The sequence below is a fragment of the Streptomyces sp. NPDC003943 genome (assembly GCF_053605265.1).
In genome coordinates this window covers 46,249-72,022 of record NZ_JBSGIW010000023.1, presented here as the reverse complement: position 1 = coordinate 72,022, position 25,774 = coordinate 46,249, and the positions used below count along the sequence as shown (strand labels likewise).

The 25,774-nt window shown below is 73.4% G+C and carries 25 protein-coding genes; 16 read left to right on the top strand and 9 right to left on the bottom strand.

Going from position 1 to position 25,774, the window contains the following annotated elements; all coding sequences use genetic code 11:
• Nucleotides 1–148 precede the first annotated feature (148 nt).
• Both ACWEV0_RS12890 and ACWEV0_RS12885 read left to right on the top strand, forming a co-directional pair.
• A complete protein-coding gene (locus ACWEV0_RS12890; RefSeq protein WP_453149060.1) occupies nt 149–667 on the top strand; it encodes a gluconokinase in 519 nt (172 codons plus the stop codon).
• A 48-nt stretch (nt 668–715) separates the two neighbouring features.
• Complete coding sequence (locus ACWEV0_RS12885; protein WP_453149058.1) at nt 716–2,128, top strand: GntP family permease; 1,413 nt, start codon at nt 716–718, stop codon at nt 2,126–2,128.
• A 15-nt stretch (nt 2,129–2,143) separates the two neighbouring features.
• On the opposite strand, the gene ACWEV0_RS12880 is transcribed toward ACWEV0_RS12885, so the two are convergent.
• The 3 genes from ACWEV0_RS12880 to ACWEV0_RS12870 are packed head-to-tail and all read right to left on the bottom strand — an operon-like array spanning nt 2,144 to nt 7,599.
• Entirely contained in the window at nt 2,144–5,500 is a 3,357-nt protein-coding gene (locus tag ACWEV0_RS12880; RefSeq protein WP_453149056.1) for a HEAT repeat domain-containing protein, read from the bottom strand.
• Nucleotides 5,497–5,904, bottom strand: a complete 408-nt coding sequence (locus ACWEV0_RS12875) for a hypothetical protein (RefSeq protein ID WP_453149054.1) — start codon at nt 5,902–5,904, stop codon at nt 5,497–5,499. Before ACWEV0_RS12875 ends, ACWEV0_RS12880 begins: the two co-directional genes overlap by 4 nt.
• A 27-nt stretch (nt 5,905–5,931) precedes the next feature.
• The gene (locus tag ACWEV0_RS12870; protein WP_453149052.1) at nt 5,932–7,599 is read right to left on the bottom strand and encodes an FAD-binding dehydrogenase; all 1,668 of its coding nucleotides are present in this window, start codon (nt 7,597–7,599) and stop codon (nt 5,932–5,934) included.
• A 106-nt stretch (nt 7,600–7,705) separates the two neighbouring features.
• Here ACWEV0_RS12870 and ACWEV0_RS12865 point away from each other — a divergent pair, with 106 nt between their 5' ends.
• The 8 genes from ACWEV0_RS12865 to ACWEV0_RS12830 all read left to right on the top strand — a co-directional run bounded on the left by ACWEV0_RS12865 (nt 7,706) and on the right by ACWEV0_RS12830 (nt 13,953).
• Nucleotides 7,706–8,383: a TetR/AcrR family transcriptional regulator gene (locus ACWEV0_RS12865; protein ID WP_453149051.1), complete on the top strand. Its 678-nt coding sequence runs from the start codon at nt 7,706–7,708 to the stop codon at nt 8,381–8,383.
• The gene (locus tag ACWEV0_RS12860) at nt 8,380–9,144 is read left to right on the top strand and encodes a glucose 1-dehydrogenase (RefSeq protein ID WP_453149049.1); all 765 of its coding nucleotides are present in this window, start codon (nt 8,380–8,382) and stop codon (nt 9,142–9,144) included. Before ACWEV0_RS12865 ends, ACWEV0_RS12860 begins: the two co-directional genes overlap by 4 nt.
• 31 nt (nt 9,145–9,175) lie before the next feature.
• On the top strand, nt 9,176–9,691 hold the full coding sequence (locus tag ACWEV0_RS12855; RefSeq protein ID WP_453149047.1) for an NUDIX hydrolase: 516 nt from the start codon (nt 9,176–9,178) through the stop codon (nt 9,689–9,691).
• A 9-nt stretch (nt 9,692–9,700) separates the two neighbouring features.
• Nucleotides 9,701–10,096 carry a YidH family protein gene (locus ACWEV0_RS12850; protein ID WP_453149045.1) on the top strand — a complete coding sequence of 132 codons (396 nt, stop codon included), beginning with the start codon at nt 9,701–9,703 and terminating at the stop codon, nt 10,094–10,096.
• Entirely contained in the window at nt 10,093–10,419 is a 327-nt protein-coding gene (locus tag ACWEV0_RS12845) for a DUF202 domain-containing protein (RefSeq protein WP_453149044.1), read from the top strand. Before ACWEV0_RS12850 ends, ACWEV0_RS12845 begins: the two co-directional genes overlap by 4 nt.
• 239 nt (nt 10,420–10,658) lie before the next feature.
• Nucleotides 10,659–11,579: an MBL fold metallo-hydrolase gene (locus tag ACWEV0_RS12840; RefSeq protein ID WP_453149042.1), complete on the top strand. Its 921-nt coding sequence runs from the start codon at nt 10,659–10,661 to the stop codon at nt 11,577–11,579.
• Between the two features lie 117 nt (nt 11,580–11,696).
• Entirely contained in the window at nt 11,697–12,731 is a 1,035-nt protein-coding gene (locus ACWEV0_RS12835) for a phosphotransferase family protein (RefSeq protein ID WP_453149040.1), read from the top strand.
• Nucleotides 12,732–12,738: 7 nt separating this feature from the next.
• The gene (locus ACWEV0_RS12830; RefSeq protein ID WP_453149038.1) at nt 12,739–13,953 is read left to right on the top strand and encodes an acyl-CoA dehydrogenase family protein; all 1,215 of its coding nucleotides are present in this window, start codon (nt 12,739–12,741) and stop codon (nt 13,951–13,953) included.
• A 15-nt stretch (nt 13,954–13,968) separates the two neighbouring features.
• Here ACWEV0_RS12830 and ACWEV0_RS12825 read toward each other — a convergent pair whose 3' ends face one another.
• The 4 genes from ACWEV0_RS12825 to ACWEV0_RS12810 all read right to left on the bottom strand — a co-directional run bounded on the left by ACWEV0_RS12825 (nt 13,969) and on the right by ACWEV0_RS12810 (nt 17,788).
• Nucleotides 13,969–14,550: a hypothetical protein gene (locus ACWEV0_RS12825; protein WP_453149036.1), complete on the bottom strand. Its 582-nt coding sequence runs from the start codon at nt 14,548–14,550 to the stop codon at nt 13,969–13,971.
• Between the two features lie 134 nt (nt 14,551–14,684).
• The gene (locus ACWEV0_RS12820) at nt 14,685–15,278 is read right to left on the bottom strand and encodes a TetR/AcrR family transcriptional regulator (RefSeq protein ID WP_453149034.1); all 594 of its coding nucleotides are present in this window, start codon (nt 15,276–15,278) and stop codon (nt 14,685–14,687) included.
• Nucleotides 15,279–15,317: 39 nt separating this feature from the next.
• Nucleotides 15,318–17,024: an AMP-binding protein gene (locus ACWEV0_RS12815; RefSeq protein WP_453149032.1), complete on the bottom strand. Its 1,707-nt coding sequence runs from the start codon at nt 17,022–17,024 to the stop codon at nt 15,318–15,320.
• The gene (locus tag ACWEV0_RS12810; protein WP_453149030.1) at nt 17,021–17,788 is read right to left on the bottom strand and encodes an SDR family oxidoreductase; all 768 of its coding nucleotides are present in this window, start codon (nt 17,786–17,788) and stop codon (nt 17,021–17,023) included. Before ACWEV0_RS12810 ends, ACWEV0_RS12815 begins: the two co-directional genes overlap by 4 nt.
• Nucleotides 17,789–17,946: 158 nt before the next feature.
• Here ACWEV0_RS12810 and ACWEV0_RS12805 point away from each other — a divergent pair, with 158 nt between their 5' ends.
• The 5 genes from ACWEV0_RS12805 to ACWEV0_RS12785 all read left to right on the top strand — a co-directional run bounded on the left by ACWEV0_RS12805 (nt 17,947) and on the right by ACWEV0_RS12785 (nt 24,036).
• On the top strand, nt 17,947–19,227 hold the full coding sequence (locus ACWEV0_RS12805) for an exo-beta-N-acetylmuramidase NamZ family protein (RefSeq protein ID WP_453149028.1): 1,281 nt from the start codon (nt 17,947–17,949) through the stop codon (nt 19,225–19,227).
• Nucleotides 19,228–19,360: 133 nt separating this feature from the next.
• Nucleotides 19,361–20,746, top strand: a complete 1,386-nt coding sequence (locus tag ACWEV0_RS12800; protein ID WP_453149027.1) for an erythromycin esterase family protein — start codon at nt 19,361–19,363, stop codon at nt 20,744–20,746.
• A gap of 80 nt (nt 20,747–20,826) precedes the next feature.
• A complete protein-coding gene (locus ACWEV0_RS12795) occupies nt 20,827–22,017 on the top strand; it encodes a serine-threonine protein kinase (protein ID WP_453149025.1) in 1,191 nt (396 codons plus the stop codon).
• A gap of 171 nt (nt 22,018–22,188) precedes the next feature.
• Entirely contained in the window at nt 22,189–22,800 is a 612-nt protein-coding gene (locus ACWEV0_RS12790) for a hypothetical protein (RefSeq protein ID WP_453149023.1), read from the top strand.
• 162 nt (nt 22,801–22,962) lie between these two features.
• Entirely contained in the window at nt 22,963–24,036 is a 1,074-nt protein-coding gene (locus tag ACWEV0_RS12785; protein WP_453149021.1) for an RNA ligase (ATP), read from the top strand.
• Between the two features lie 65 nt (nt 24,037–24,101).
• Here ACWEV0_RS12785 and soxR read toward each other — a convergent pair whose 3' ends face one another.
• Nucleotides 24,102–24,566 carry a redox-sensitive transcriptional activator SoxR gene (soxR, locus tag ACWEV0_RS12780; protein WP_453149019.1) on the bottom strand — a complete coding sequence of 155 codons (465 nt, stop codon included), beginning with the start codon at nt 24,564–24,566 and terminating at the stop codon, nt 24,102–24,104.
• A gap of 102 nt (nt 24,567–24,668) precedes the next feature.
• Between soxR and ACWEV0_RS12775 the strand changes: the two genes are divergently transcribed.
• Nucleotides 24,669–25,130 carry a MaoC family dehydratase gene (locus tag ACWEV0_RS12775; protein WP_403797248.1) on the top strand — a complete coding sequence of 154 codons (462 nt, stop codon included), beginning with the start codon at nt 24,669–24,671 and terminating at the stop codon, nt 25,128–25,130.
• Here the strand turns inward: ACWEV0_RS12775 and ACWEV0_RS12770 are convergent.
• Complete coding sequence (locus tag ACWEV0_RS12770) at nt 25,121–25,750, bottom strand: TetR/AcrR family transcriptional regulator (RefSeq protein ID WP_453149017.1); 630 nt, start codon at nt 25,748–25,750, stop codon at nt 25,121–25,123. The two genes, ACWEV0_RS12775 and ACWEV0_RS12770, sit on opposite strands and share 10 nt — an antisense overlap.
• Nucleotides 25,751–25,774: the final 24 nt, after the last annotated feature.

The following is a 25,774-nucleotide window of genomic DNA, read 5'->3' as shown; positions in this document are numbered from 1 at the left end:
AGCCTATGCGTCCGCACTTGGATGATCACGCGGGGAACATTAAGTACGACTTTTTTGTCACAGAGCCTTGAATACGTCGTACCAAATGGGTTTCATGAGCGCGACGGATCGACGAATCGATGTCGAAGAAGACAGCGAGGCACCCCCCATGAGCACCACCCCCCACCCCGTCCTCGTCGTGATGGGCGTCGCCGGGACCGGCAAGACCACGATCGGCCCGCTGGTGGCGGAGGCGCTCGGCCTCCCGTACGCGGAGGGCGACGACTTCCACCCGCCGGCCAACGTGGCCAAGATGTCCGCCGGCATCCCGCTCGACGACACGGACCGGGAGCCCTGGCTCGACGCCATCGGGGAGTGGGCGCACAGCCGGGCCGGGCTCGGCGGGGTGGTGTCCAGCTCCGCGCTGAAGCGGAGCTACCGGGACCGGCTGCGTGCGGCCGCCCCGGGCGTGGTCTTCCTCCACCTGACCGGTGACCGGGAGCTCATCGAGCAGCGGATGGCGGCCCGCAAGGGCCACTTCATGCCGACCGCGCTCCTCGACTCCCAGTTCGCCACGCTGCAGCCGCTGCAGGCGGACGAGGCCGGCGTCGCCGTCGACGTCGCCGGCACCCCCGAAGAGATCACCGCCCGGGCCGTCGCCGCGCTGCGCCGGCTCACCACCGTCTGATCCCGCACCCCCTTGTCCCCCGTCCCCCTCACCCCCTAGGGACCCCCCGTGACCAGTCTCAGCGTCGAGATGCTGGCAGCGGACGCCGCCGAACCGATCACCTCGGCCGGCCATGCCCAGCTCGGCATCGCCGTGCTCGCCGGCATCGCCGTCATCGTCCTGCTCATCACCAAGTTCAAGCTGCACGCCTTCCTCGCCCTGACCATCGGCTCGCTGGCGCTCGGCGCGTTCGCGGGCGCCCCGCTCGCGGACACCATCAAGTCGTTCAGCACCGGGCTCGGCAACACCGTGGCCGGCGTGGGCGTGCTCATCGCCCTGGGCGCGATCCTCGGCAAGCTGCTCGCCGACTCGGGCGGCGCCGACCAGATCGTCGACACGATCCTCGCCAAGGCGTCCGGCCGGAGCATGCCGTGGGCGATGGTCCTCATCGCCTCCGTGATCGGCCTGCCGCTCTTCTTCGAGGTCGGCATCGTGCTGCTGATCCCGGTGGTGCTGCTCGTCGCCAAGCGCGGCAACTACTCCCTGATGCGCATCGGCATCCCGGCCCTCGCCGGCCTCTCCGTGATGCACGGCCTCATCCCGCCGCACCCCGGCCCGCTCGTCGCGATCGACGCCGTCGGCGCCAACCTGGGCATCACGCTCGCGCTCGGCCTGGTCGTCGCGGTCCCGACCGTGATCATCGCCGGTCCGCTCTTCTCGCGGGTCGCAGCCCGCTGGGTGGACGTCCCCGCCCCCGAGAAGATGCTGCAGAACTCTGGTGGGGCCGCCCGTCCGTCCGAGGAGCTGGAGAAGCGCCCCGGCTTCGGCATCACCGTCGCGACCGTGCTGCTGCCCGTCGTCCTCATGCTGGTCAAGGCCCTCGTCGACATCGTCGTCGACAACCCGGACAACGGCGTGCAGAAGGTCACCGACGTCATCGGCTCCCCGCTGATCGCGCTGCTCGCCGCCGTCATAGTCGCGATGTTCACCCTGGGGCGGGCGGCCGGCTTCTCCAAGGAGCGGCTGTCCTCCACCGTCGAGAAGTCCCTCGCCCCGATCGCCGGCATCCTGCTGATCGTCGGCGCGGGCGGCGGCTTCAAGCAGACGCTGATCGACATCGGCGTCGGCCAGATGATCCTGGACATCTCGAAGAGCTGGTCCATCCCGGCGCTGCTCCTCGCCTGGCTGATCGCCGTCGCGATCCGGCTGGCGACGGGCTCGGCGACGGTGGCGACGATCTCGGCGGCGGGCCTGGTGGCCCCGCTCGCGGCGGGCATGTCGACGGGTGAGGTGTCGCTGCTGGTCCTGGCGATCGGCGCCGGCTCGCTCTTCTTCAGCCACGTGAACGACGCCGGCTTCTGGCTGGTGAAGGAGTACTTCGGCCTGAGCGTCGGCCAGACGGTCAAGACCTGGTCGGTGATGGAGACGATCATCTCGGTGGTCGGCATCGGCTTCGTGCTGCTGCTGTCGCTGGTGGTGTAGCACCGGCCTCGACAACTACCTGCCCGTGCGGCTCCCCCGTTCGAGAATCGTGAGGAGCCGCCCGGCCAGGGCCCGGACGTCGGCCGAGACGTCCCGGTCGGTGGCGGTACGGAGCAGGTCGAGGGTCCGCGGATCGTCGCGGCCCGCGTCGGCGAGGACCCGGAGTGCGGTGACACGCACGTCCGGGTCCTCGTCGTTCTCCGCCCGGTCGTGGGCGAGGACGAGGGTGGCGAGGGCGCGGCGTCGCTCGCGGAGCAGGTCCAGGGCGGCGGCGCGGACGACGGGGCCCGGATCGCGCAGGGCCCGGTCGTGGAGGAGGCGGGTGCCGTGCTCGCGCCCGGCCCGGCCGAGGAACGAGGCGAGCAGGGCGGCCCGGGCCTCGGGGCTCCCGTCGGCCACCGCGAGCCGCTCGACGAGGTCGGTCACCTCCGGGTCGTCGAACCGGAGCAGCAGTTCGACGGAGGCCGTCCGGATCGCGGGTGTCCCGCCCGCCCGGGCCAGCGCCACGACGGCGGTGATCGCGTCGTCGTCGTGCAAGGGGGCGAAGCGCCAGGCCCGCAGTGTCTCCGCCCTGACCTCCGGGTCGGCGTCGCCGAGCGCCAGATCGAGGAACAGCTCCGGTGCCTCGTCCCGGCACACCCGCTCCCGGCCGACGACCTCCACGATCCCGCTCCTGACCTGCGGGTCGGGGTCGTGCCGCGCCCGCTCCAGAACGACCCGGCGCAGCTCGGGATGCCGGTCGGAGAGGCGGGCCAGTGCCGCCAGGGCCGCCAGGCGCACGCTCGCCTGTTCGGCGTGCTCGGCCTGCGAGAGCGCGAGGTCGAGCAGCTCCCGGCCCTCGTCCGCGCCGGGAAAGAGCGACACCGCTCCCAGGGCGCTCACGCGCACGTCCGGGGTGCCGTTCCCGGCGGCCCGGACCAGGAGCGAGTGGATGTCCCGGTCGGTCATCTGGTTCAGGGTGATTCCCCGGACGGCACCGAGTCGTGTCTCCGCATCGCCGTCCCGCAGCGTGCTCAGCAGCCACGTGTGCGCCTCCGGCGCCTCCAGCGCCGCCCGCGTGAGGGCGGCGACAAGCCCGTCCCGGACCTTGTGGTCCGTTTCGTCCCGGAGCCGGTCGAGCAGGAAGGGCACGGTCTCCGCTCCCGGTTCGGGTTCGTAGCCGAGCTGCTCCGCCATCGTTTCCCGGACGGCGGGGTGCGGGTCACGGGCCACGACCTGGCGCATCAGCTCCCACGCTTCCGGCAGGCCGGTGTCGACCGCCCTGAGGGCGGCCACCACGCGTGTGCTCGGGTCCGGGTTGTGCAGGGCCTCCCGGCGGACGGCCTCGGCCCATGGCTCGGGGCCGGCGCGGAGCAGATGGAGGCGGATCTCGGCGGCCTCCATGCCGACGCCCCGGTGGACGGCGCGGCGCCCCAGGGCTTCGTTGCCCCGGCACCACTCGTCGTGCCACTCCAGGTAGTGCCGCCGGGCGCCCGCGTGTTCGCCCAGCCCGGCGAGGGCCAGCGCGACGTCCTGGAGGCCGGGGCTGTCCGCGTCGTAGCCCTCGTCGTACTCCCGGCAGAGCTCCAGGAGGCGGATCAGCCGCCGTACGATCAGGTCCGCCTGGGCGGTGAGCAGTCCCGGCCTGCGCACCTCGGCCAGGCAGCGGGCGGCGAAGGGCAGGCCCGCCGCCGCCCTGTCGTCCTCCTCCGCCAGCGGCCGCGCCGGCACCCGCGGCGCCAGCAACCGCTCGATCACGCCCGCCACGAACCGCTCGTCAAGCAGCCCCACCAGCAGCAGCAACGTCTCGTGCCACGCCGCGTCGTCGACCTTCGTGGCGAACAGCTCCCGCAGTTCCTCCTCCGAGATCGCCCGCTCGTGGTTGAAGCGGTGCGCGATGTCCACCGCCGTCAGGTACTCCAGGAACGTCCGGTGCACGAAGCCGTAGATCTCGCCGCCGAACCGGCTGAGGACGAAGTTCCGGCCGCGGAACTGGTCCAGCATGATGCGGGCCGCGGCCGTCGCCCGGTCCGTGGGGAGTTCGTACCGCTCCTTCAGATACGTCTCGAAGCTCCGGATGAGGTCCGGGCCCGCGATGTGGTTGCCCGCGATGCCGCCCTGCCCCTCCTGCATCCGGCGCGCGATCAGCCGAAGCAGTTCGAGCTTGTCCTCGGGGCCGAGGTACGGGAGGTGTTCCTCGACGCGGCGGTCCTTCAGGTACCGGCTGGGGTCCCAGTGTTCGACGAGGACGGCGACCGCGTGCTCGTACACCGCCCGGCGGTCGCGCGGGAGTTCGCGGCGGCGGCCGATGATGGCGAGGATGGTGAGGATGAGGGGGTTGCCGGCGAGTTCGCGGACGGAGGCGGAGCCGTCGACGGCGGTGAGCACGCGCTCGGTGAGTTTGCGCGCCTGCCCGGCGTCTTCCGGACAGGCCAGGGCGAACCAGCGCTCGGTGAAGGCGCCGATCTGGTCGCGGTCGAGGTCCTGCAGCATGAAGTCGGCGAAGCCCGCGCCGTCGAGGACGGCACGCTGGTAGCCGAGGCTGCGAGAGGTGACGACGAGGCGAGCCCGGGGGTAGCGGGCGGCGAAGCCGGCGATGCGGCGGGTGACGGTGTCGCGGACGCCGGTCTCGAAGAGCTCGTCGAGGCCGTCGAAGACGACCAGGACGCCTCCGTGGTCGCCTTCGAGGCGCGGACGGAGGAGTTCCCGGGGCAGGCCGAGGGTCTCCGTCGCGTACTGGTGCTCCAGGTAGTCCTCGAAGCCGCGCTCCCGCCACTCGGCCTGGGCGTACTCCCGCAGTTCGACGATCAGCGGCAGCCGGCCGTGCAGCGGCTCCAGACCCGGCTGCGGCTCCGGTGCGGTCAGCGCGAGGGCCAGGTAGCGGGCCAGGGTGGACTTGCCCGCGCCCGGGTGGCCGAGGACGACGAGGCGGTCGTGGTCGGGGCTGCCGAGGACGTCGAGGACGGGGACCGGGGGCCGGTCCTGGTAGGCACGGCGGATGCGCTGGACGGTCTCGCCGTCGACGCCGGGCGGGAGTTCGTGGAGCTGGGCCTCCTGGGGGTCCATGAGGCGGCGCAGGAGTTCCTGGGGCAGTTCGGCCGGGGGCGGGTCGGCCCGTACGGACTGGGGCACGAAGACGTCGTGCAGCCGGACGGCCGGGTGCTCCTCCTGCTCGTGCAGCGGGGTGAGGACCTCCAGGTCGAGACGCCCGTAGCGCTGGCGGACCCGGGCGGCGTAGCGCGCCAGGGCCTCGGCCGGGTCGTGCACCGGCGGCGGGGGCCCGTCCGTGATCGTGACGGAGCCCTGGACCTGGCTGATCAGGGTGATGTTGCCGGTGGCCGTGGTCCTCTCGACGCTCTGGCCCCGGCCCCAGCGCCTGAACAGAGCCCTCACGAACGCACCGATCCGTCCACCCCGTCGATCTGGGTCAGGTCCCCGCCGGTTCGCGCGCCCCGGGCCGACTGGCTCCCGCCGCCCGGACCGGGCCCGGCGGGCGTGGGCGGTGCGGCCGGAGCCGTACCACCGCCACCGCCCCCGGCCGTGAGGACCACGTCCCCCTTCACCCCGCGGATCTGGCGCAGCGACCCGCCGGCCACCGCCCCGTCCGCCGACTGCCCGGCGGCTCCTCCCGCGAAGAAGCCCGCCACCGCCAGCGCGAAGCCCGCCACCGTGAAGAACAGGCTGAGCACGCTGCTCCACTTGTCGGCCTCGTCCAGGCCCCGCAGGACGAGGAAGACCGCCAGTCCGCCCAGGGCCAGTACGGTGCCAACTGCCAGGAACCACATGCGTTTTGTCACCGCACCATCTTGCCCCAGCCGGGTTCGCTACCCCACCGCCCGAGCCGCCGCCCGGCCCGCCGCCCGGCCCGAGAACAGGCAGCCGCCCAGGAACGTCCCCTCCAGCGAGCGGTATCCGTGCACGCCCCCGCCGCCGAAGCCGGCCGCCTCGCCCGCCGCGTACACCCCGGGCAGCGGCTCGCCACCGGCCGTCAGGACGCGGGACGAGAGGTCGGTCTGCAGACCGCCCAGGGACTTGCGGGTCAGGATGCTGAGGCGGACGGCGATCAGCGGGCCGGCGGCGGGGTCGAGGATGCGGTGCGGCGGGGCCGTGCGGATCAGCTTGTCGCCGAGGTAGCGGCGGGCGCCGCGGATCGCCGTGACCTGGAGGTCCTTGGTGAAGGGGTTGGCGATCTCGCGGTCGCGGGCGGTGATCTCGCGGCGCAGCGCGGCCTCGTCGATCAGGTCCTCGCCGGTGATCCGGTTCATGCCGCGGACGAGGGCGGCGAGGTCCCGCTCGACGACGAAGTCGGCGCCCTTGTCCATGAAGGCGCGCACGGGGCCGGGGACGTCGGCGCGGGCGCGGCCGAGGACGTCGCGGACGGACTTGCCGGTGAGGTCGGGGTTCTGTTCGGAGCCGGAGAGGGCGAACTCCTTGCCGATGATCTTCTGGTCGAGCACGAACCAGGTGTGGTCGTGGCCGGTCCGCATGATGTGTTCGAGGGTGCCCAGGGTGTCGAAGCCGGGGAAGAGCGGGACGGGCAGCCGTCTGCCGGTGGCGTCGAGCCAGAGGGACGACGGGCCGGGCAGGATGCGGATGCCGTGGCGGGCCCAGATGGGGTTCCAGTTCTCGATGCCCTCGGTGTAGTGCCACATGCGGTCGCGGTTGACGTGGTGCGCGCCGGCGTTCTCGGCGATGCCGAGCATCAGGCCGTCGACGTGGGCGGGCACCCCGGAGAGCATCCGGGCGGGCGGGGTGCCGAGGCGGGCGGGCCACTGACTGCGGACGAGTTCGTGGTTGCCGCCGATGCCGCCGGAGGTGACGATCACGGCCTGGGCGCGGTACGAGAACGCGCCGGTGACCTCGCGGCTGCTGGCGGTGCCTCGGGGGACGCTCGAAGGTGCCAGGACCTCGCCGGTGACGGTGTCGACGGCGCCGGCGGTGGTGCCGAGGCCGGTGACCCGGTGGCGGAAGCCGAAGCGGACCAGGCCGCCGGCGACGCCCTCGCGCACCTGGCGCTCGAAGGGGGCGACGAGGCCGGGGCCGGTGCCCCAGGTGATGTGGAAGCGCGGTACGGAGTTGCCGTGGCCGGTGGCGTCGTAGCCGCCGCGCTCGGCCCAGCCGACGACCGGGAAGAAGCGCACACCGAGGCCGTGCAGCCAGGCCCGCTTCTCGCCGGCCGCGAAGTCGACGTACGCCTCGGCCCACTTCCGGGCCCAGGCGTCGTCCTCGGGGCGGTCGAAGCCGGCGGTGCCGAACCAGTCCTGGAGGGCCAGGGCGTGGCTGTCGCGGATCCGCATCCGGCGCTGTTCGGGCGAGTCGACGAGGAAGAGGCCACCGAAGGACCAGTGGGCCTGGCCGCCGATCGACTGCTCGGGTTCCTGGTCGAGCAGGAGGACGGAGCGGCCGGCGGCGGCCAGCTCGGCGGTGGCGACGAGACCGGCGAGGCCGGCCCCGATGACGATCACATCGGCGTCGTACGGCTCATGAGGCATGGACCGCATCTTGGATACACAAATGTATCGAGTCAACGGTCCGGCCCCTTCGGCCGCGTCCGCCACCCTCTCCCGTTTTCTAATGTCGAGCATTAATATGGCTGGCATGGCAAGGACGTCAGGACCCGAGACCCGGGACAAACTGATCCGCGCGGCCGAGGAGATCTTCGCGACGAAGGGCGTCGACGGCGCCCAGCTCCGCGACATCGTGGCCCGTGCCGGCCAGGGCAACCCCTCGGCCGTGCAGTACCACTTCGGCTCCCGCGCCGGACTCCTCGACGCGGTGATGGCCGGCCGTCAGGCCCGTACGGAACAGGTGCTCGCCCCACTCCTCGACGCCGTCGGCGGCGAGCGGGGCGACGACCTCCACGAGCTGATCGCGGCCCTCGTCACGGCCGAGGCGAGCGAGCTCGCCACCGACCGGGGCCGGCGCTGTCTGCGGATCTCCGCACAGCTCAGCCACGAGAGCGGGGTCCGCACCCGCACCCCGCACCCCACGCTCGCGGGCACCTGCTACTGGCGCCTGATCGAGCGGACCGCCGACCGGCTGGCCGCCGACGGGCTGCCGGAGCCGCTGCTCCGGGAGCGCCTCGACCTGGCCCTGACCGTCGTGGGCGCGGCGATGGCGGACCGGGCCCGGCAGTACCTCGACGGCGCCGAGCCGCTCATCGACGAGCCGCTCTTCCTCGCCGACCTGGTCGAGACGACCACCGCGCTTCTCCGGGCCGCACAGCCCCGGAGCGTCCCCACCCCCTCCCCCGACGTCCGAAGGGACCATCCATGAACGACCTCACCGGCAAGACCGTCCTCATCACCGGCGGCGCCCGCGGCCTGGGCGCCGAGGCCGCCCGGCAGGCCGTGGCCGCCGGCGCCCACGTCGTGATCACCGACGTACTGGACGAGGACGGCAAGGCGACCGCGGCCGAGCTCGGCGAGCGCGCCCGCTTCCTCCACCACGACGTCACCTCGGAGGAGGAGTGGGCGGCGGCCGTCGCGTACGCGGTCGCCGAGTTCGGCGGTCTGCACGGCCTGGTGAACAACGCCGGCATCTCCGCCGGAGCCTTCCTGGAGAGCGAGTCCGTCGAACACTTCCGCAGGGTCCTCGACATCAACCTGACCGGTGTCTTCATCGGCATGAAGGCCGCGATACCGGCGATGAAGGAGGCCGGCGGCGGCTCCATCGTCAACATCTCCTCCGCCGCCGGCCTGATGGGCCTGGCGCTCACCGCCGGCTACGGCGCCTCCAAGTGGGGCGTGCGCGGTCTGACGAAGATCGGCGCGGTCGAGCTCGGCACCGCGCGGATCCGCGTCAACTCGGTCCACCCGGGCATGACGTACACCCCGATGACCGCCTCCGTCGGCATCGAGAAGGGCGAGGGCAGGTACCCCAACACCCCGATGGGCCGGGTCGGCGAGGCGCACGAGATCGGCGGCGCCGTCGTGTTCCTGCTGTCGGACGCGGCCTCGTACGTGACGGGCGCGGAGCTCGCCGTGGACGGCGGCTGGACGACCGGCCCGACGGTCAAGTACGTCATGGGGCAGTAGGGCCGTGCCCGTTCGGTGATTTCATGGGCGCATGAGCGCTGCCGATGAGGTACTCGACGTCGTCGACGAGAACGACAAGGTGATCGGACAGGCCCCGCGCGGCGAGGTGTACGCGCGCGGCCTGATCCACCGCTGCACGTTCATCCACGTCCGGGACGGCCAGGGGCGGGTCTTCGTGCACCGCCGCACCCCGACCAAGCTGGTCTACCCGTCCCTCTACGACATGTTCGTGGGCGGGGTCGTCGGCGCGGGCGAGTCCTACGACGACGCAGCGCTGCGCGAGGCCGAGGAGGAGCTCGGCGTGGCCGGACTCCCGCGCCCGGTGCCGCTGTTCCGTTTCCTGTACGACTCCGGCGGCGTGGCCGGCAAGTGGTGGTCGGCCGTCTACGAGGTGCGCTGCGACCTGCCCGTCCACCCGCAGGCCGAGGAGGTGGCGTGGCACGCCTTCCTGCCGGAGGCCGAGCTGGCGCGGCGGCTCCCCGAATGGCGCTGGGTGCCGGACGGCCTGGCCGCGTACGAGCGGCTGCTCGCGCACCGCGGCAAGTAGGGTGCCCGGGTGAGCGACTTCGTACAGAGCCTGCGGCTGTGGTTCGCGCCGCGGCGCCTCCGGGAGGAGGGCGAGACCCCCGACTACCGCTTCTCCCTGGCGAACGAGCGCACCTTCCTCGCCTGGATCCGGACCGCGCTCGCCCTGATCGGCGGCGGTTTCGCCGTGGACCAGTTCCTGCCGGACCTGCGCTGGGGGGTACGGGTCGGGCTCGCGCTCGCGCTGCTCGGTTCCGGTGTGCTGTGCGCGCTGCGCGCCGTGAACCACTGGGTGCGCTGCGAGCGGGCCATGCGGCGCGGCGAGGACCTGCCGGTGTCGCGCTTCCCGACCGTGCTGAGCCTCGCGGTCGCGGTGGTCGCGCTCGCGATGGTGGTGGTCGTGGTCTTCGGCTGGGCCGGGCGGTGACGACGCCTTCGGCCGACGGGGCGGACGCCCGGGATCCGGGACTCCAGCCGGAGCGGACGCGGCTCGCGTGGCGGCGTACGACGCTGTCGGCCACGGTGGTCGCGGTGCTCGCCGGCAAGCAGGCCATCCACGACGGCGTCACGGCGGCCGGTCTCGTCGCGGCGAGTCTGTCGGCGCTCGTCTGGATCGGCTTCCTGACGGTGGCGCACCGCCGGATCCAGACGCTCGGCGCCGCCCGGCCGCGGCAGTTGTCGCACCGGAGCGCGCTGCTCGCGGCGGCGTGCGCGATCGCCTTCGCGGCCTTCGCGGTGGTGGTGCTCTGAGCGGCGGCGCTCCGAGCCACGGTCTTCCGAGCTCCGAGCGGCGGCCCTCTGAGCCGCAGTCCCCCGAGCTCCGAGCCGTGGGCTTCTGAGCCGCGGTCATCCGAGCCGTGGTCATCCGAGCCATGGTCCGCCGAGGCGCCCGGGAATCGGCGGACCGTCCGGTTCCGGCTTCCCTCTGACCTGGGGCAACTGGCACTCTTCCGCTGTCCGGTTGGACTCTCATCGTCCGGGGGAACCCTTTGTCTGCCACCGATCCCTATGTGGTCGCGCTCGCGCCGAACGTCCGTGCCTTCGTCCAGCCCGACGGCGGCTGGTGCCTCAACAACGCCGGCTTCGTCGGCGACGGGCGGCCCGACGGCGAGACGCTGCTCGTCGACACCGCGGCCACCGAGCGCCGGGCCCGGCTGCTGCGCGCGGCCGTCCTCGACGCGGGCTTCGCGCTGCCCCGCACCATCGTCACCACGCACCACCACGGCGACCACACCTACGGCAACGGGGTGTTCCTGCCGGAGGCCCGGATCATCGGGCACGAGCTGTGCCGCTCCGAGCAGCTGGCCGCCGGGCGGCAGCTGCACCTGCTGTGGCCGCAGACCGACTGGGGGCACGTCGACATCGAGCCGCCGCACCTCACGTACTCGGACCGGCTGACGCTGTACGTCGGGGAGACCGAGGTACGGGTGATCCACCCGGGCACGGCGCACACGGTGGGCGACTCGATCGTCCACCTCCCCGAGCAGGGCATCGTGTTCACCGGCGACCTGATCTTCAACGGCGGCACTCCGTTCGTGCCGATGGGCTCGCTGGCCGGTTCGCTGCGGGCGCTCGACCTGCTGCGCTCGCTGGACGCGAGCACGGTGGTGCCGGGGCACGGCCGGATCACCGATCCCTCCGCGTACGACGCGACCGAGCGCTATCTGCTGTTCGTCCGGGAACTCGCGGCCGACGGCCGGGCCAGGGGGAACTCGCCGCTGGAGACGGCCCGGCGGGCGGACCTGGGCGAGTTCGCGGCGTTGCCGGAGAGCGAGCGGCTCGTCGCCAACCTGCACCGCGCGTACGCGGAGCTGGACGGCCTGCCGGAGGGGCACCCGCTCGACGCGATGACCGTCTTCATGGACATGGCCGCGATGAACGGCGGGAAGCCGGTCGCCTGCCACGCCTGACCCGGCGAGGGGCTCCGGGTGAACGTGGTCACCCGGGGCTTCCCGCGGCTCGCTCTGGACGACATACCGACTGGTCGGTCATGATGGGCGCGACGCCGACCCCGGAGGTACGCCCGTATGAGCTCCGCACCGCCCCCAGGCCCCGTTCCCGGTCTCGACCCGGAGCAGCTGCGCCGCTTCCTCGACCGCGAGCGGCCCGGCCTGGTCGCCGGACCCCTCACGGCCCGGCTGATCGAGGGCGGCCGCTCGAACCTCACGTACGCCGTGACCGACGGCACCGGCCGCTGGGTCGTGCGGCGCCCGCCGCTCGGCCACGTGCTGGCCACCGCGCACGACATGAAGCGCGAGCACCGGGTGATCAGCGCCCTGCACGCCACCGCCGTGCCCGTGCCGGAGACGGTCGTGCTGTGCGAGGACGAGACGGTGCTCGGAGCGCCGTTCTACGTCATGGACTTCGTCGAGGGCACCCCGTACCGCTCCGCCGCCGAACTCGCCCCGCTCGGCCCGGAGCGCACCCGTGCCGCCGTCCTCGGCCTCGTCGACACCCTGGTCGACCTGCACGCCGTGGATCCGGCCGCCGTCGGGCTCGGCGACTTCGGGCGGCCCGAGGGCTTCCTCGACCGGCAGCTGCGCCGCTGGGGCAAGCAGCTCGCCGCCTCCCGGGGCCGCGAGCTGGCCGGCATCGACGAGCTGCACGCCGCCCTCGGCCGAGGGCTGCCCGCCTCCCCCGCGCCCACCGTCGTCCACGGCGACTACCGGCTCGACAACGTCCTCATCGGCGCCGACGACCGGATCAGGGCCGTGCTCGACTGGGAGATGTCGACGCTCGGCGACCCGCTCACCGACCTCGGCCTGCTCGTCATGTACAGCACGCCGCTCGACCTGCCGGACTCCCCCATCTCCACGACGGCGAGCGCGGCCGGCCACCCGGCCGTCGCCGAGCTGGTCGAGCGCTACGCCGCCCGCTCCGGCCGCGACACGAGCGCCCTCTCCTGGTACACGGCCTTCGCCTGGTTCAAGCTCGCCGTGATCCTGGAGGGCATCCACTACCGCTACACCCTCGGCCAGACCGTCGGCGCCGGCTTCGACCGCATCGGCGAGCTCGTCCCCGTCTTCATCGAGCACGGCCTGACCACGCTGCAGAAGGGCTGAATCCGTCATGGACTTCGCGTTCGACGCCCGCACCGAGGAGCTGCGGGCGAAACTCCTCGCCTTCATGGACGAGCACGTCTACCCCGCCGAGGCCGTCGCCGAGGAGCAGCGCGCCACGCTCGCCTCGCCGTGGGACGTGCCGCCGGTCGTCGAGGAGCTGAAGGCCGAGGCGCGCCGCCAGGGCCTGTGGAACCTCTTCCTCCCCGATGAGGAGTACGGGGCCGGGCTCACCAACCTCCAGTACGCGCCGCTCGCCGAGATCACCGGCCGCAGCCCGCAGCTCGCCCCCACCGCCCTCAACTGCGCCGCCCCGGACACCGGGAACATGGAGCTGCTCGCCCAGTTCGCCGACGAGGCGCAGAAGAAGCAGTGGCTGGAGCCGCTGCTCAGCGGCGAGATCCGGTCCGCGTTCGCGATGACCGAGCCCGAGGTGGCCTCGTCCGACGCGACGAACATCGAGACCCGGATCCGGCGGGACGGCGACGACTACGTCGTCGACGGACGCAAGTGGTACATCTCCGGGGCCCTGCACCCCGACTGCCGGATCTTCATCGTCATGGGCAAGACCGACCCGGACGGTCCCGACCCGCGCCGCCAGCAGTCGATGATCCTGGTCCCGCGCGACACGCCCGGCGTCGAGGTGCGGCGCGCGATGAAGGTGTACGGCTACGAGGACCACTACCACGGCGGCCACGCCGAGGTGCTCTTCCACGGCGTCCGGGTCCCGGCGGCCAACCTGATCGGCGAGGAGGGCGGCGGCTTCGCCATCGCCCAGGCCCGCCTCGGTCCGGGCCGCATCCACCACTGCATGCGGCTGATCGGCATGGCCGAGCGGGCCGTGGAGCTGATGTGCCGGCGCGCGGTGTCCCGTACCGCCTTCGGCAAGGCGCTCGCCCAGCAGGGCGTCGTGCAGAACTGGATCGCGGACGCCCGGGTGACGATCGAGCAATTGCGGCTGCTCGTCCTCAAGACGGCCTGGCTGATGGACACGGTCGGCAACCGGGGCGCCCACACCGAGATCCAGGCGATCAAGATCGCCACCCCGCGCGCGGTCGTCGACATCATCGACCGGGCGGTGCAGCTGCACGGCGCCGGCGGCGTCTCGCAGGACACGCCGCTCGCCGAACTGTGGGCGGCGGCACGGACGCTGCGGCTCGCGGACGGGCCGGACGAGGTGCACCAGCGCTCGCTGGCCCGCCGCGAGCTGAAGAAGTACCTGTAGGCACCCCGTACGGGGTCAGGCGTGCCGGTCGCCGAGGGTGTAGCCACCCTCGGTGACCGGCATGTCCGCTGCCGGGGCCATGCAGGGCGTGAGAAGCGGCTGCCCCTTGGGAGCCGGCGCGCCGAGGCCGACCCGGGCCGGGCCGCTGGCGTGGTTGCCGGGGACGAAGAAGCTGAGACCCATGCGGGTGTGCGGGTCGAATGCCTCGTTCCAGGGGTGGCCCGGGCTGGTGCGGACGAGACGGCCGGTCACGGTGGCGGTGGGGCCGCCGGTGCGGAGGCAGTCGACCTCGAAGTCGCCCCAGTAGTCCCGGCCGTCGATGACGTGCGAGATGCGGAAGGTGCCCCAGGAGCGGGTGGGGACCGAGCCGCGCTCATAGGTGGCGTGGGCGTCGACGCTGACCCGCACCGTCTCCGTGCCCACCTCGTAGCCGAGCCGCGCCGAGCCCTTGAGGGCGGAGGTGGTCACGGACGACCCGGTGGCCGGCGCCGTCACGGCCGCGGGCGCCGGCTCCGGCGCGGGGGCCGCGGCGGCGGGGGTGGCCACCGCGGCGACGAGGGCGAGGACGGCGGCGGCGCGCAGGAGGTTCTTGGACACGGCGGGGCTCCGTTCGGGGCGGGGGCTGATCGACACGTCGATCCTCGCCGCCGCCCCGAGCCCCGCCGTCCCCCTGCGGTCCCCTCCGCCTCCGCCGTACGGGCGAGCCCCCGCTGCCCCTGAAGGCGCAGGCGCTACGGCCGCAGGGCGCGCAGCAGCAGGTCGGCCAGGTGGTCGGCGACCTCCTGCGGGGTGAGCGGGCCGTCGGGGCGGTACCAGGTGGACAGGTGGTGGACCGAGCCGAAGTGGTAGTCGACCACCAGGTCGGCGGGGGTGGCGTCGGAGAAGACGCCGGCCCGCTGCCCCTCCTCGATCAGGGCGCGGAAGCGCTCGTGGTAGCGCCGCCGCTCGGCCCGTACCTGCTTGTTCTTCTCCGGGCTGAGGTGGTGCATGGAGCGGAAGAAGATCGCCGCGTCGTCGAGGTTCTCGATGGTGGTGACGACCACGTCGGCGGCCGCGTCCCGCAGCCGCCGCTCCACCGGCGCGTCGGCCTGCGCGAAGGCGTCGAGCCGCTCCTGCTGGAGCCGCAGCACGCGCGCGTAGACCTCCTGGAGCAGGTCCTCCTTGGAGCCGAAGTAGTGGTAGAGGGCGCCCTTGGTGACGCCCGCCGCCTCCACGATCTCCTGGACGGAGGTCCGGTCGTAGCCCCGCTCGGCGAAGAGCCGGGTGGCGGCGGCAAGGAGCCTCTGGGGGACGGGCAGCGGGCTCCCGGCCGTCGTCCTGGCCATGCCGTTCCGCCTTTCGTTCGTGCTGCTGATGCTTTTCGGTCATTCCCGGGAACGCAGTTCCCGCCTGAGGATCTTCCCACTTGTCGTCTTCGGGAGCTCCGGCAGGATCTCGACCTCGCGCGGGTACTTGTACGCGGCGAGCCGGCGCTCGCAGTACGCGGACAGTTCGGCGGGGTCGGCCTCGGCGCCGGGGCGCAGGCTCACGTACGCCCGGACGGTCTCGCCGCGGTAGGCGTCGGGGACGCCGACGACGGCGGCCTCGCGGACGGCGGGATGGGTGTAGAGGACGTCCTCGACCTCGCGCGGCCAGACCTTGAAGCCCGACGCGTTGATCATGTCCTTCTTGCGGTCGACGACGTACAGCCAGCCGTCCTCGTCCATGAAGCCGATGTCGCCGGTGCGCAGCTCGCCGTCGGGGAAGGCGGCGGCCGTGGCCTCGGGCAGCCCCCAGTAGCCGGGGACGACCTGCGGCCCGCGGACGGCGATCTCGCCGTGCGTGCCGAACGGGACCTCGGCGCCGGTTTCGTCGAGGATCCGGACGACGGTGTCGGGGCCCGGCACGCCGACGGAGAGGGTGCCGGAGACGGGGTCGACGGGTGCCTCGTGCTCGGGCGGCACGGAGGCGCAGGGCGCGGTGCACTCGGTGAGGCCGTAGCCGTTGTGCAGGTACGGGCCGAAGCCGGCGCGGAACTTCTCGACGAGCGCGGGCGGCACGGGCGCGCCGCCGGACGACATCACCAGGAAGGAGGCGAAGTGGTCGGGCGTGGCGGCGGGGTGGGCGGCGAGCGCCATGTAGGCGGTGGAGGGGCCGACGGTGTAGGCGGGCCGGTGCTCCAGGAAGGCGTCGAGGACGACTCCGGGCTCGAAGCGGTAGGCGAGGGCGAGGGTGCCGCCGTTGGCGAAGCAGGCGCCGAGTTCGCAGACGAGTCCGGTGATGTGGAAGAGCGGGGCGAGCACGAAGTAGCAGGCGCCGGGCGGCACGGGGTGGCCGGTGCGCTGGCGTTCGGCGTTGTGGACGATGCCGCGGTGGAGGTTGAGGGCGCCCTTGGGGGTGCCGCTGGTGCCGGAGGTGTAGCTGATCAGCGCGATGTCGTCGGTGGCGGGCTCGCGGCCGGCGGGGGCGGGGTGTCCGGCGCGGGCTACGGCGAGGAGGTCGTCGACGTCGCCGGGCACGGGCTCGAAGCCGAGGACGCGCGGGTCGTCGCGGGTCTGGAGCTGGCGCTCGTCGGCGGTGAGCGCGACCGGGACGCCGGCCCCGGCGGCGGTGGCGCGGACGTGCCCGGCCCAGGCGCGGTCGGAGCAGATGACGGCCCGGGCGCCGGAGTCGCGCAGCGCGTGGCCGACCTCGGCCGACTTGTACATGGGGTTGAGCGGGACGACGACGGCGCCCGCCTTCCAGGCGCCGAGCAGGGCGAGCACGAAGTGCGGGCTGTTCTGCAGCATGACCGCGACCCGGTCGCCGCGCTCGACGCCGCGGGCGGCGAGGTGTCCGGCGACCGAGTCGGACAGGGCGTCGGCCTCCCGGTAGGAGATCCGGGCGTCGAAGTAGGCGAGCGCCGGGTGGTCGGGGGTGCGGGCGGCGGCGGCCCGGAAGGCGTGCAGGACGGTCGGCGGCGGGTCGATGGGCGCCCGCTGGGCGGCGGTGAGCCGCCCGAGCCACGGCTGGGCCGCGTAGATCGAGCCCGTGCCGTCTCCCGTGCCGCTTCCCGTACCGTCCTCCGTACCGGCGGATCCCTCTCGGGTCATGCGCGCGTCCCTTCTTCCCACTTCTGCTGGATGTGGTTCATGTTGCCCAGCCACCGCTCGGGGTCGGTGGCCCGGGCGCGGTAGTAGTCGGCGACCTCGGGGTGCGGCAGGACGAGGAAGCGGTCGGCGGCCATGGCGTCGAAGAGGGCGTCGGCGACGGCCCCGGGCTCGATGGCGGTGGGCGCGAGGACGAGTTCGCCGGCCGATCCGGCGGCCGTGAGCATGTCGGTGCGGACGCCCTGCGGGCAGATGGCGTGCACCTTGAGGCCGCGGTGGCGGTAGGTGAGCGAGAGCCATTCGGCGAAGGCGTAGGCGCCGTGCTTGGAGACGCTGTACGGGGCGGCGCCGACCATGGTGAGCAGTCCGGCGGCCGAGACGGTGGAGACGAAGCGGCCGCTGCCGCGCTCCAGCCAGTCGGGCAGCAGCGCGCGGGCCGCCCGGACGTGGGCCATGACGTTGACGTCCCAGGCGGCGGCCCACACCTCCTCGTCGGCGAAGGCGTCGCCGGGCGAGGCGAGTCCGGCGTTGGCGCACCAGACGTCCACGCTGCCGCCGAGCGCCTCCCGGGCCTCGTCGAGGACGGCGGACGCGTCTCCGGGGACGGCGACGGCGCCGATCTCCTCGGCGACGGCCTTGGTGCGGCCGGGGTCCAGGTCGTTGACGACGACCCGGGCGCCCTCGGCCGCGAAGCGGCGGGCGAGGGCGGCGCCGATGCCGCCCGCCGCGCCCGTGACGACGACTCCCGCGCCCTGCACCGTACTCATCGGGACCCACTCTCCGTTGCGACGATCCGAGTCCGGGCAGACTAACCGGTCGGTATGGAGCCGGGGAAGACCTCGTCCGGTACGCCTCGTTCCGCGCGGCGCGGTCCGGCGCTAGCGTGCGTGGCCATGCCAGGGAAGGCGATCAAGGAGGTCTCCTCGTGAGTTTGTCGAACCTGTCCCCCCTGTCCAGACGGGGGCTGCTGGCCGCGGGCGGTGCGCTGGTGGCCGCCTCGGCCGCTCCCGCGGCCGCCGACGCGCCGCCGGGCCGGGCGCACGACGGCGACCCCGGCCGCCGGGTCCGTACCGGCTTCGACCGGCTCGCCGCCGACGGATACGCGCTGCTCGCCGGCGAACGCGTCGGCGTCGTCACCAACCCGACCGGCATCACGGCCGAGGCGCGGCACCTCGTGGACGTGATGCACGCCGACGAGCGGGTGGACCTGGTCGCCGTCTTCGGCCCGGAGCACGGCTTCCGGGGCACCGCGCAGGCGGGCGGCTCGGAGGGGCGCTACGACGACCCGGCCACCGGACTGCCCGTCTACGACACGTATCTGAAGAGCGGTCAGCCGCTCGCGGACGTCTTCACGGCCTCCGGCGTCGACACGGTCGTCTTCGACATCCAGGACGTGGGCGCACGCTTCTACACGTACATCTGGACGCTGTACGACTGCATGGCCGCGGCCGCGCTCGCCGGGAAGCGCTTCGTGGTCCTCGACCGGCCGAACCCGGTCACCGGGCGGGCCGCGCTCGGGCCGGTGCTCGACCGGGCGTACGCGACCTTCGTGGGCCGCGAGCCGATCGCGCAGGCGCACGGGATGACGGTCGCGGAGCTGGCGCGGCTCTTCAACGGGGAGTTCCTCGCGAAGCCGGTGGAGCTGCAGACGGTGCCGGTGACCGGCTGGCGGCGCGCCGACTTCTTCGACGCGACCGGGCTGCCGTGGGTCCCGCCGAGCCCCAACATGCCGACGCCCGACACCGCGCTCGTCTACTCCGGCAGCTGCCTCTTCGAGGGCACCAACCTCTCCGAGGGGCGCGGCACCACCCGCCCGTTCGAGCTGCTCGGCGCGGAGGGGATCGACGGCCGGTGGGCGGCGGCGGCGAACGCGCTCGGCCTGCCCGGGGTGCGGCTGCGCGAGGCGTACTTCGCGCCGACCTTCTCGAAGTTCCAGGGGAGGACGGTGGGCGGCGTGCAGCTGATGGTGCACGACCGCGAGGTCTTCGACCCGGTGCGGACGGGCATCGCGCTGCTCGTCACCGCGCGGCGGGTGTGGAGCGGATTCGCGTGGCGGCCGGACAACTGGATCGACAAGCTGACGGGGTCGGCGCGGGTGCGCACGATGATCGACGCGGGCGCGGGCGTGGACGAGGTCGTGGGCGCGTGGGAGGCGGACCTGGCGGCGTTCCGGGCGGTGCGGAAGGAGTACCTGCTGTACCACTAGCCTCCGCCGGTCTGCGTGCGGGGACGGCCGGCGGATCCGGGTCGAACCCTAGGGGTACGGGGGGGCTGACCCCCGGGTGATGTCGGGTGGATCCCGGATGGTCCCGCCCGGCCGCCGGGGCGAGGCTGGGAGCATGGACATCCGCTTACGACGTCGCCGCCGCCCCGTCGCGGCGCTCCTGGCCGCGCTGTGCGTGGGCCTGCCGGCCCCGGCCACCGCCGTGGCCCGCACGCCCGCGCCCGCCGACGGCCCGGCCCCGGCCCCGGCCCCCGATCCGGCCCGTGAACTCGCGACGACCGCCCGGCCGCTGACCGATCTCCGCGCCCTGGATCGGATCGTCGGCTCGGCGAAGGTGGTCGGCGTCGGCGAGGCCACGCACAGCTCCGGCGAGTTCTTCCGCGCCAAGCACCGGATCTTCGAGGAGCTGGTGGAGAACCGGGGGTTCACCACCTTCGCCCTGGAGGCCCCCTGGAGCACGGGCCTGCTCGTCGACGCCTACGTGCGGGACGGCAAGGGCGACATCCGCAAGATCATGCGGGACGAGTTCCAGGAGTCGTACGCCTTCTGGAACACCGACGAGTACCTCGACCTGTTCACCTGGATGCGGCAGCACAACATACGCCACCCCGAGCACCCGGTCCGCTTCATGGGCAACGACCTCGGCTACGCGGGCCCGAACCTCTTCGACCGGGTCACCGACTACGTCGCCCGGAACCGGCCGGAGCTGCTGCCCCGCTTCCGTGAGCTGTACGCGTCCTCACGGCCGAGCGGCGACGACGTCGGCAAGTGGATCAGCGAGCACATCGGCGCGCCGCTCGCCGAGCGCACGACGCGGGCGGCCGACGTGAACGAGGCCCTGGCCCTGCTCGAACGGCAGAAGCCGGCCGGCCAGGACCGCGGGGCGCGCGAGGCGTACGCCTGGGCGGTGCAGGACGCCCGGGCCGTCGCCCAGGTCGGCACGGAGTACGCCTACGACTTCGGCACCGAGCAGGGGCTGGCCGGGGCGATGCTCTACCGCGACCGGATCATGGCCGAGAACACCGTGTGGTGGCAGCGGCAGACCGGCGACCGGATGGTGCTGTCCGCGCACAACGGGCACGTCGGCTACGAGACGACCGAACCGGACCAGTACCCGCGCACCCAGGGCTCCTTCATGCGCGACGCGCTCGGCAGGGACTACGTGACGATCGGCGCGAGCTTCGGGCGCGGCTCGTTCAACGCGCACGACTCGCGGGTGGCCGGGGAGCCGGTGCGCGTCTTCACCGTCGGACCGCTCGGCCCGGACAGCAACGCCCATGTCCTGGACCGGGTCGCGGACCGGTTCGCGGGCCGGCCGTTCCTGCTCGACCTGCGCACGGCGACACCGGCGGCGCGGAAGTGGCTGGAGGTGGCGCGGCCGACGCGGTCGATCGGCACCACGTATCCCTGGCCCGGCGAAGTGGCGGACGTGCGGCTCGGCACGGCGTTCGACGCGGTCGTGCACTTCCCGGAGATATCACCGGCACGCCTGCGGCACTGAGGCCGCGGTGCGACGACTGCCCGTCCCTCCGCGCGGGAAGAATCCATCCGCATCTCCCGGCGCAGGCGGAGGGACGGGCCATGACGGTGACGAGTGTCGAGCCGTACCGCGAGATCGTCTTCGACAAGGACGGTGACGGCCCGGCGGGCCAGGCGGCCGCACTCGCGGCGCTCGGTCGGCAGGGGTGCACGGACCTGGTGGTCTTCACGCACGGCTGGAACAACTCGCCGTCCGTCGCGACCGGGCTCTTCGACCGCTTCTTCGCGCCGTTCCCGCGGGTCGCGGGGCCGGCGGCGCGGCTCGGCTACGCGGGGCTGATATGGCCGTCGATGATGTTCAGCGACGAGCCGGTCCCCGACTACCCGGCGGTGGCCGCCGCGGTCCCGGAGCGGACGCCGGTGGTGGCCCGGCTCGCGGTGCTCGCGGAGACGGAACCGGCGGACGAGGCGGCGTTCCAGGAGTTCGCGGCCCTGCTGCGGGAGTTGGCCGGGGCGGCCGGGGACGCGGGCGCGACGGAGCTGCCGGGGTTCCTGGCCTCGGACCCGCGGCGGGTGTACGCGATGTTCGCGGACGCCCTCGACGAGGCGGCGGGCACGGCCGGCGGGGAGCCGCTGTTCGGCGGCGATCCGCTGAAGCGGCTGTGGAAGGGCGCCAAGGAGGCGCTGCGGCAGACCACGTACTTCACGATGAAGCACCGCGCGGGCGTCGTCGGCGAGCGCGGCCTCGGCCCCCTGCTCGGCGAACTCGCCCACCTGGCACCGGCGTTGCGCGTCCATCTGGTCGGCCACAGCTTCGGCGCCCGGCTCGTCGCCCACGCGCTGCCCGCGCTGCCCGCCGGCACCCGGACCGTGAAGTCGGTGACGCTCCTCCAGGGCGCCTTCTCCCACTACGCCTTCGCCGCCCGTCTCCCGCACTCCCCGGACCACCCGGGCTCCCTGCCGGGCGCGCAGTCCCGCGTCGACGGCCCGCTGGTCGCCTGCCACTCCCGGCACGACACCGCCCTGCGGGTCTTCTATCCGCTCGCCTCCCGCGTCTCCCGCGACGACGACTCGCTCCTCGGCGAGGACGACCCCCGCTGGCAGGCCGTCGGCCTCGACGGCATCCAGGCCGTCCCGGGCACCTCGGTCCGCACGCTCGCCTCGGCCCTGCGCGACGGCCTGCCCGGCTCGGGCTGCGTGAGCGTGGACGCGGCGGAGGTGGTGTCGGAGCACAGCGACATCTGTCACGAGCAACTGGCGGCCGTGGTGGCGCGGGCGGGCCGCTTCGGCTGACGGAGGGCGCGCGGCCCCGGCGGTCCGCGCCCCTCGCGCCCGTCTGCGCCCGCCGCGCCCACCTGCGGCGATTCGGCCGGACGTGCGCCAAGTGCGGTTCGATGGAACACGAAGCGCGGCTCGTTCGTCCATCTCATATCGCCGAAGGACAAGCGACGGAGGTGGCGTCCGATGGCCGGGTTCCGGAGTCTCGCGAGACAGGTGCGCGATCCAGGCAGCGACACGGCGCTCAGACGCTATTCGCTGCGCAAGTGCCTGGAGCGGTTCGCGCCCTACGGTCACCGGGCGACCTGGGACCACCTGTGCCGGCGGCACGGGTTCGGACCGGAGGACCGGGAGGCGGATCCGGGACGGCTGGTGGCGGCGCTGGAGGAGCTGGAGGCGGCGCGGGCGGTGTGGCTCGCGTACGAGCGGGAGTTCGCGGAGCGGCGCCGGCGGGAGAAACACGGGGGGCTGCGCAGGCCGGGTGCGCTGGACGAGTGGCATCGGCGGATCTGGGGCGGCAACGGGGTGGCCCGGTGCGACGATCCCGGGCACCACCCGTCGGCGCCGCTGCCGGAGGTGGTGGGGCGCCTCGTGGCCGCGCTGAAGCGGGGACCGGGCGAGGACTGTCCGGTGTGTGCCGGGCAGCGGATCGAGTGGCGGGCCGAGCTGCGGGACGAGCCGTGGTTCGGGCCGGTGTGCGCGGAGTGCGGGGTGCTGATACCGCGGGCGGTGCTGACGCCCCGGGCGCTGGCCCGGACGCGGGGTGAGGGCGCGCCGAGGCTCGCTTCGGTGGCGTGACGCCGCCGGCCCGTCTCAACGGGGGAGGGCGGGCCCGGGGTTCGGGGCGGAGTCACCGCTGGGGCGGCCGGGAAATCCGGTCGCGGGGCGGCGGGCACGCCCGGCAGAGTGGGCGGCGATGACCACGTCACCGAAACCCACCGAGCATCCGGAGCACTGAAGATGTCGACGCTGCGCGTCACCGCCGAGACCCTGACCGTCCACGACCACCCCAACGCCGACGCGCTCGAACTCGCGCAGGTCGGCCTCTACCGGGCGGTCGTCGCGAAGGGCCGGTACCGGACCGGTGACGTGGCGATCTACATCCCGGAACAGGCGGTGCTGCCCGCCGCGCTCGTCGACGAGCTGGGGCTGACCGGGCGGCTGGCCGGGAAGGCGGGCGACCGGGTCAAGGCGGTGCGGCTGCGCGGGGAGTTGTCGCAGGGGCTCGTGTGCCGGCCGCAGGCGCTCGACGGAGTGGACCTGAAGCAGGCGGCGCAGGACGGGACGGACTTCGCGGAGCTGCTCGGCATCGACAAGTGGGCGCCGCCGGTCCCGCCGACGATGAGCGGGGACGTGGCGGCGGCGCCCGAGCTGCTGCCGTGGGTGGAGATCGAGAACCTGCACCGTTTCCCGGACGTCTTCGCGCCCGGCGAGCCGGTCGTCCTGACCGAGAAGCTGCACGGCACGGCCTGCCTCGTGACGTACCTCGCCGACGAGCGGAGGACGCTCGTCTCGTCGAAGGGCTTCGGCGCCAAGGGCCTCGCCCTGACGGAGGATCCGCGCAACCTGTACTGGCGTGCCGTCCGCGACCACGGTCTGCCCGCCGTCGCCGCCCGGCTCGCCGAGCGGCTCGGCGCGACGCGCGTCGGCCTCTTCGGCGAGGTGTACGGGGACGGGGTGCAGGACCTGCCGTACGGGGCGAACGCCCGGGCGGAGGGCCAGGTCGGGTACGCGGTCTTCGACGTGGCCGCCGAGATCGACGGGCAGGTGCGCTGGCTGGATCCGGCCGGGGTCCTGGAGCCGGGCGAACTGCCGCTCGTACCGCGCCTGTACACCGGCCCGTACGACCTGGACACGGTCCTGACGCTGGCGAGCGGCCGGGAGACGGTGTCCGGGCGTGAGCTGCATCTGCGCGAGGGGGTCGTGATCCGTCCGGTGACCGAGCGGTACAGCCCGGTCGTCGGCGGGCGGGCGATCGCGAAGGCGGTCAGCCCGGCGTACCTGACCCGCAAGGGCGGCACCGAGTACGAGTGACGCGGGCCGACCGGCCGCAGGGACCGAGCGGGGGCCCGCCCACGGGGGTGGCGGGCCCCCGCTCTCTACGTCTCGTTCCGTTCGGGCAGCAGCCTGGAGCCCTTCATCCGTTCGCCGAACACGTCGTCGGGGTTGGAGAGCACGCAGTTCTCCAGGGAGAGGCAGCCGCAGCCGATGCAGTCGGTCAGATGGTCGCGCAGCCGGCCGAGCTGCCTGATCCGCTCGTCCAGCTCGGCCCGCCACGCCCCGGAGAGCCGCGCCCAGTCCTCGCGGGTCGGGGTGCGTTCCTCGGGCAGCCGGGCGAGTGCGTCGCGGACGGTGGCGAGCGGGATGCCGACGCGCTGGGCGGCGCGGATGAAGGCGACCCGGCGCAGCGTGTCGCGGCTGTAGCGGCGCTGGTTGCCGCTGGTGCGGCGGCTGCTGATCAGCCCCTTGGTCTCGTAGAAGTGCAGTGCCGAGACGGCGGCCCCGCTGCGCGCGGACAGCTGGCCGACGGTGAGTTCGTGGATCTTCTCCGGTATCCGGTGCACTCGTCCGAGCCTAGAGGGCGTCCTGTCCGTTGACAGGAGTGCACCCGTCCCCACAACATGCTAAGCAGTCGCTTAGAGGCATCACGTGAGAGGGAGCGGAACATGGCCGAGCCGAGGATCTTCACCTCCGCCGAGGAACTGCGCGCCGGGGTCGGCGAGCAACTGGGACACAGCGACTGGCTGGAGATCGAACAGAAGCGGATCGACCAGTTCGCCGACGCCACCGGCGACCACCAGTGGATCCACGTCGACCCGGAGCGCGCCGCGAGCGGCCCGTTCGGGAAGACCATCGCCCACGGCTATCTGACCCTGTCGCTCCTGCCCACCCTGGTGCCGCAGATCATGCGTGTCGAGGGCATGAAGATGGGCCTCAACTACGGCACCAACAAGGTCCGTTTCCCCGCCCCGGTGCCGGTGGGCTCCCGGCTGCGCGCCACCGCCGTGCTCACCGAGGTGACGGAGGCCGGCGGCGGGGTGCAGGTGACGGCGACGGTGACCGTGGAGCGCGAGGGCGGCGACAAGCCGGTGTGCGTCGCGGAGTCGGTCTCCCGCTACTACTTCTGAGCGCCCACCATCCGCAGCACGAGGTCGGCGTAGAGCGCGCCGACCTCGTCGGCGGTGCGCCGGCCCTGCGTGTTGAACCAGCGCGAGACGTCGATGCAGAGCGAGAGCACGGCGACGGTGGTGCCGGCCACGTCCGGGACGTCGAACTCCCCGCTCGCCACGCCCTCGTCGATGATCCGCCGCACCGTGGCGTCCGACTCGCGGCGCAGCGCCACGATCTCTGCGCGGTGCTCGGGGCCGAGGGCGTCGAGCTCGTACTGCACGACCCGGGCGGTGGTGTGCCGCTCGGCGTGCCAGCGGACGAAGGACCGTACGGCGTCGGCGAGCCGCTCGGCGGCGGTGCCCGGGGCGTCGGCGGCGTCCCGCAGGATCTCCAGGGCCTTGTCGTGGCCGATCCGGCTGATCCGGTGGAGCAGCTCTTCCTTGGTCTTGTAGTGGATGTAGAGCGCGGCCGGGCTCATCCCGGCGCGGCCGGCGATGTCCCGGGTCGTGGTGGCGTGGTAGCCGCGCTCGGCGAACGCCTCGACGGCCGCGACCAGCAGGCGCCGGGCGGCCTCGGGCGTGACCTCGCCCCAGGGCATCTCCGGCTCGCCGCCGGGCGTCTCCTCCGCCGCGCTCATCGCACACTCCTTCTCGGGCCGTCC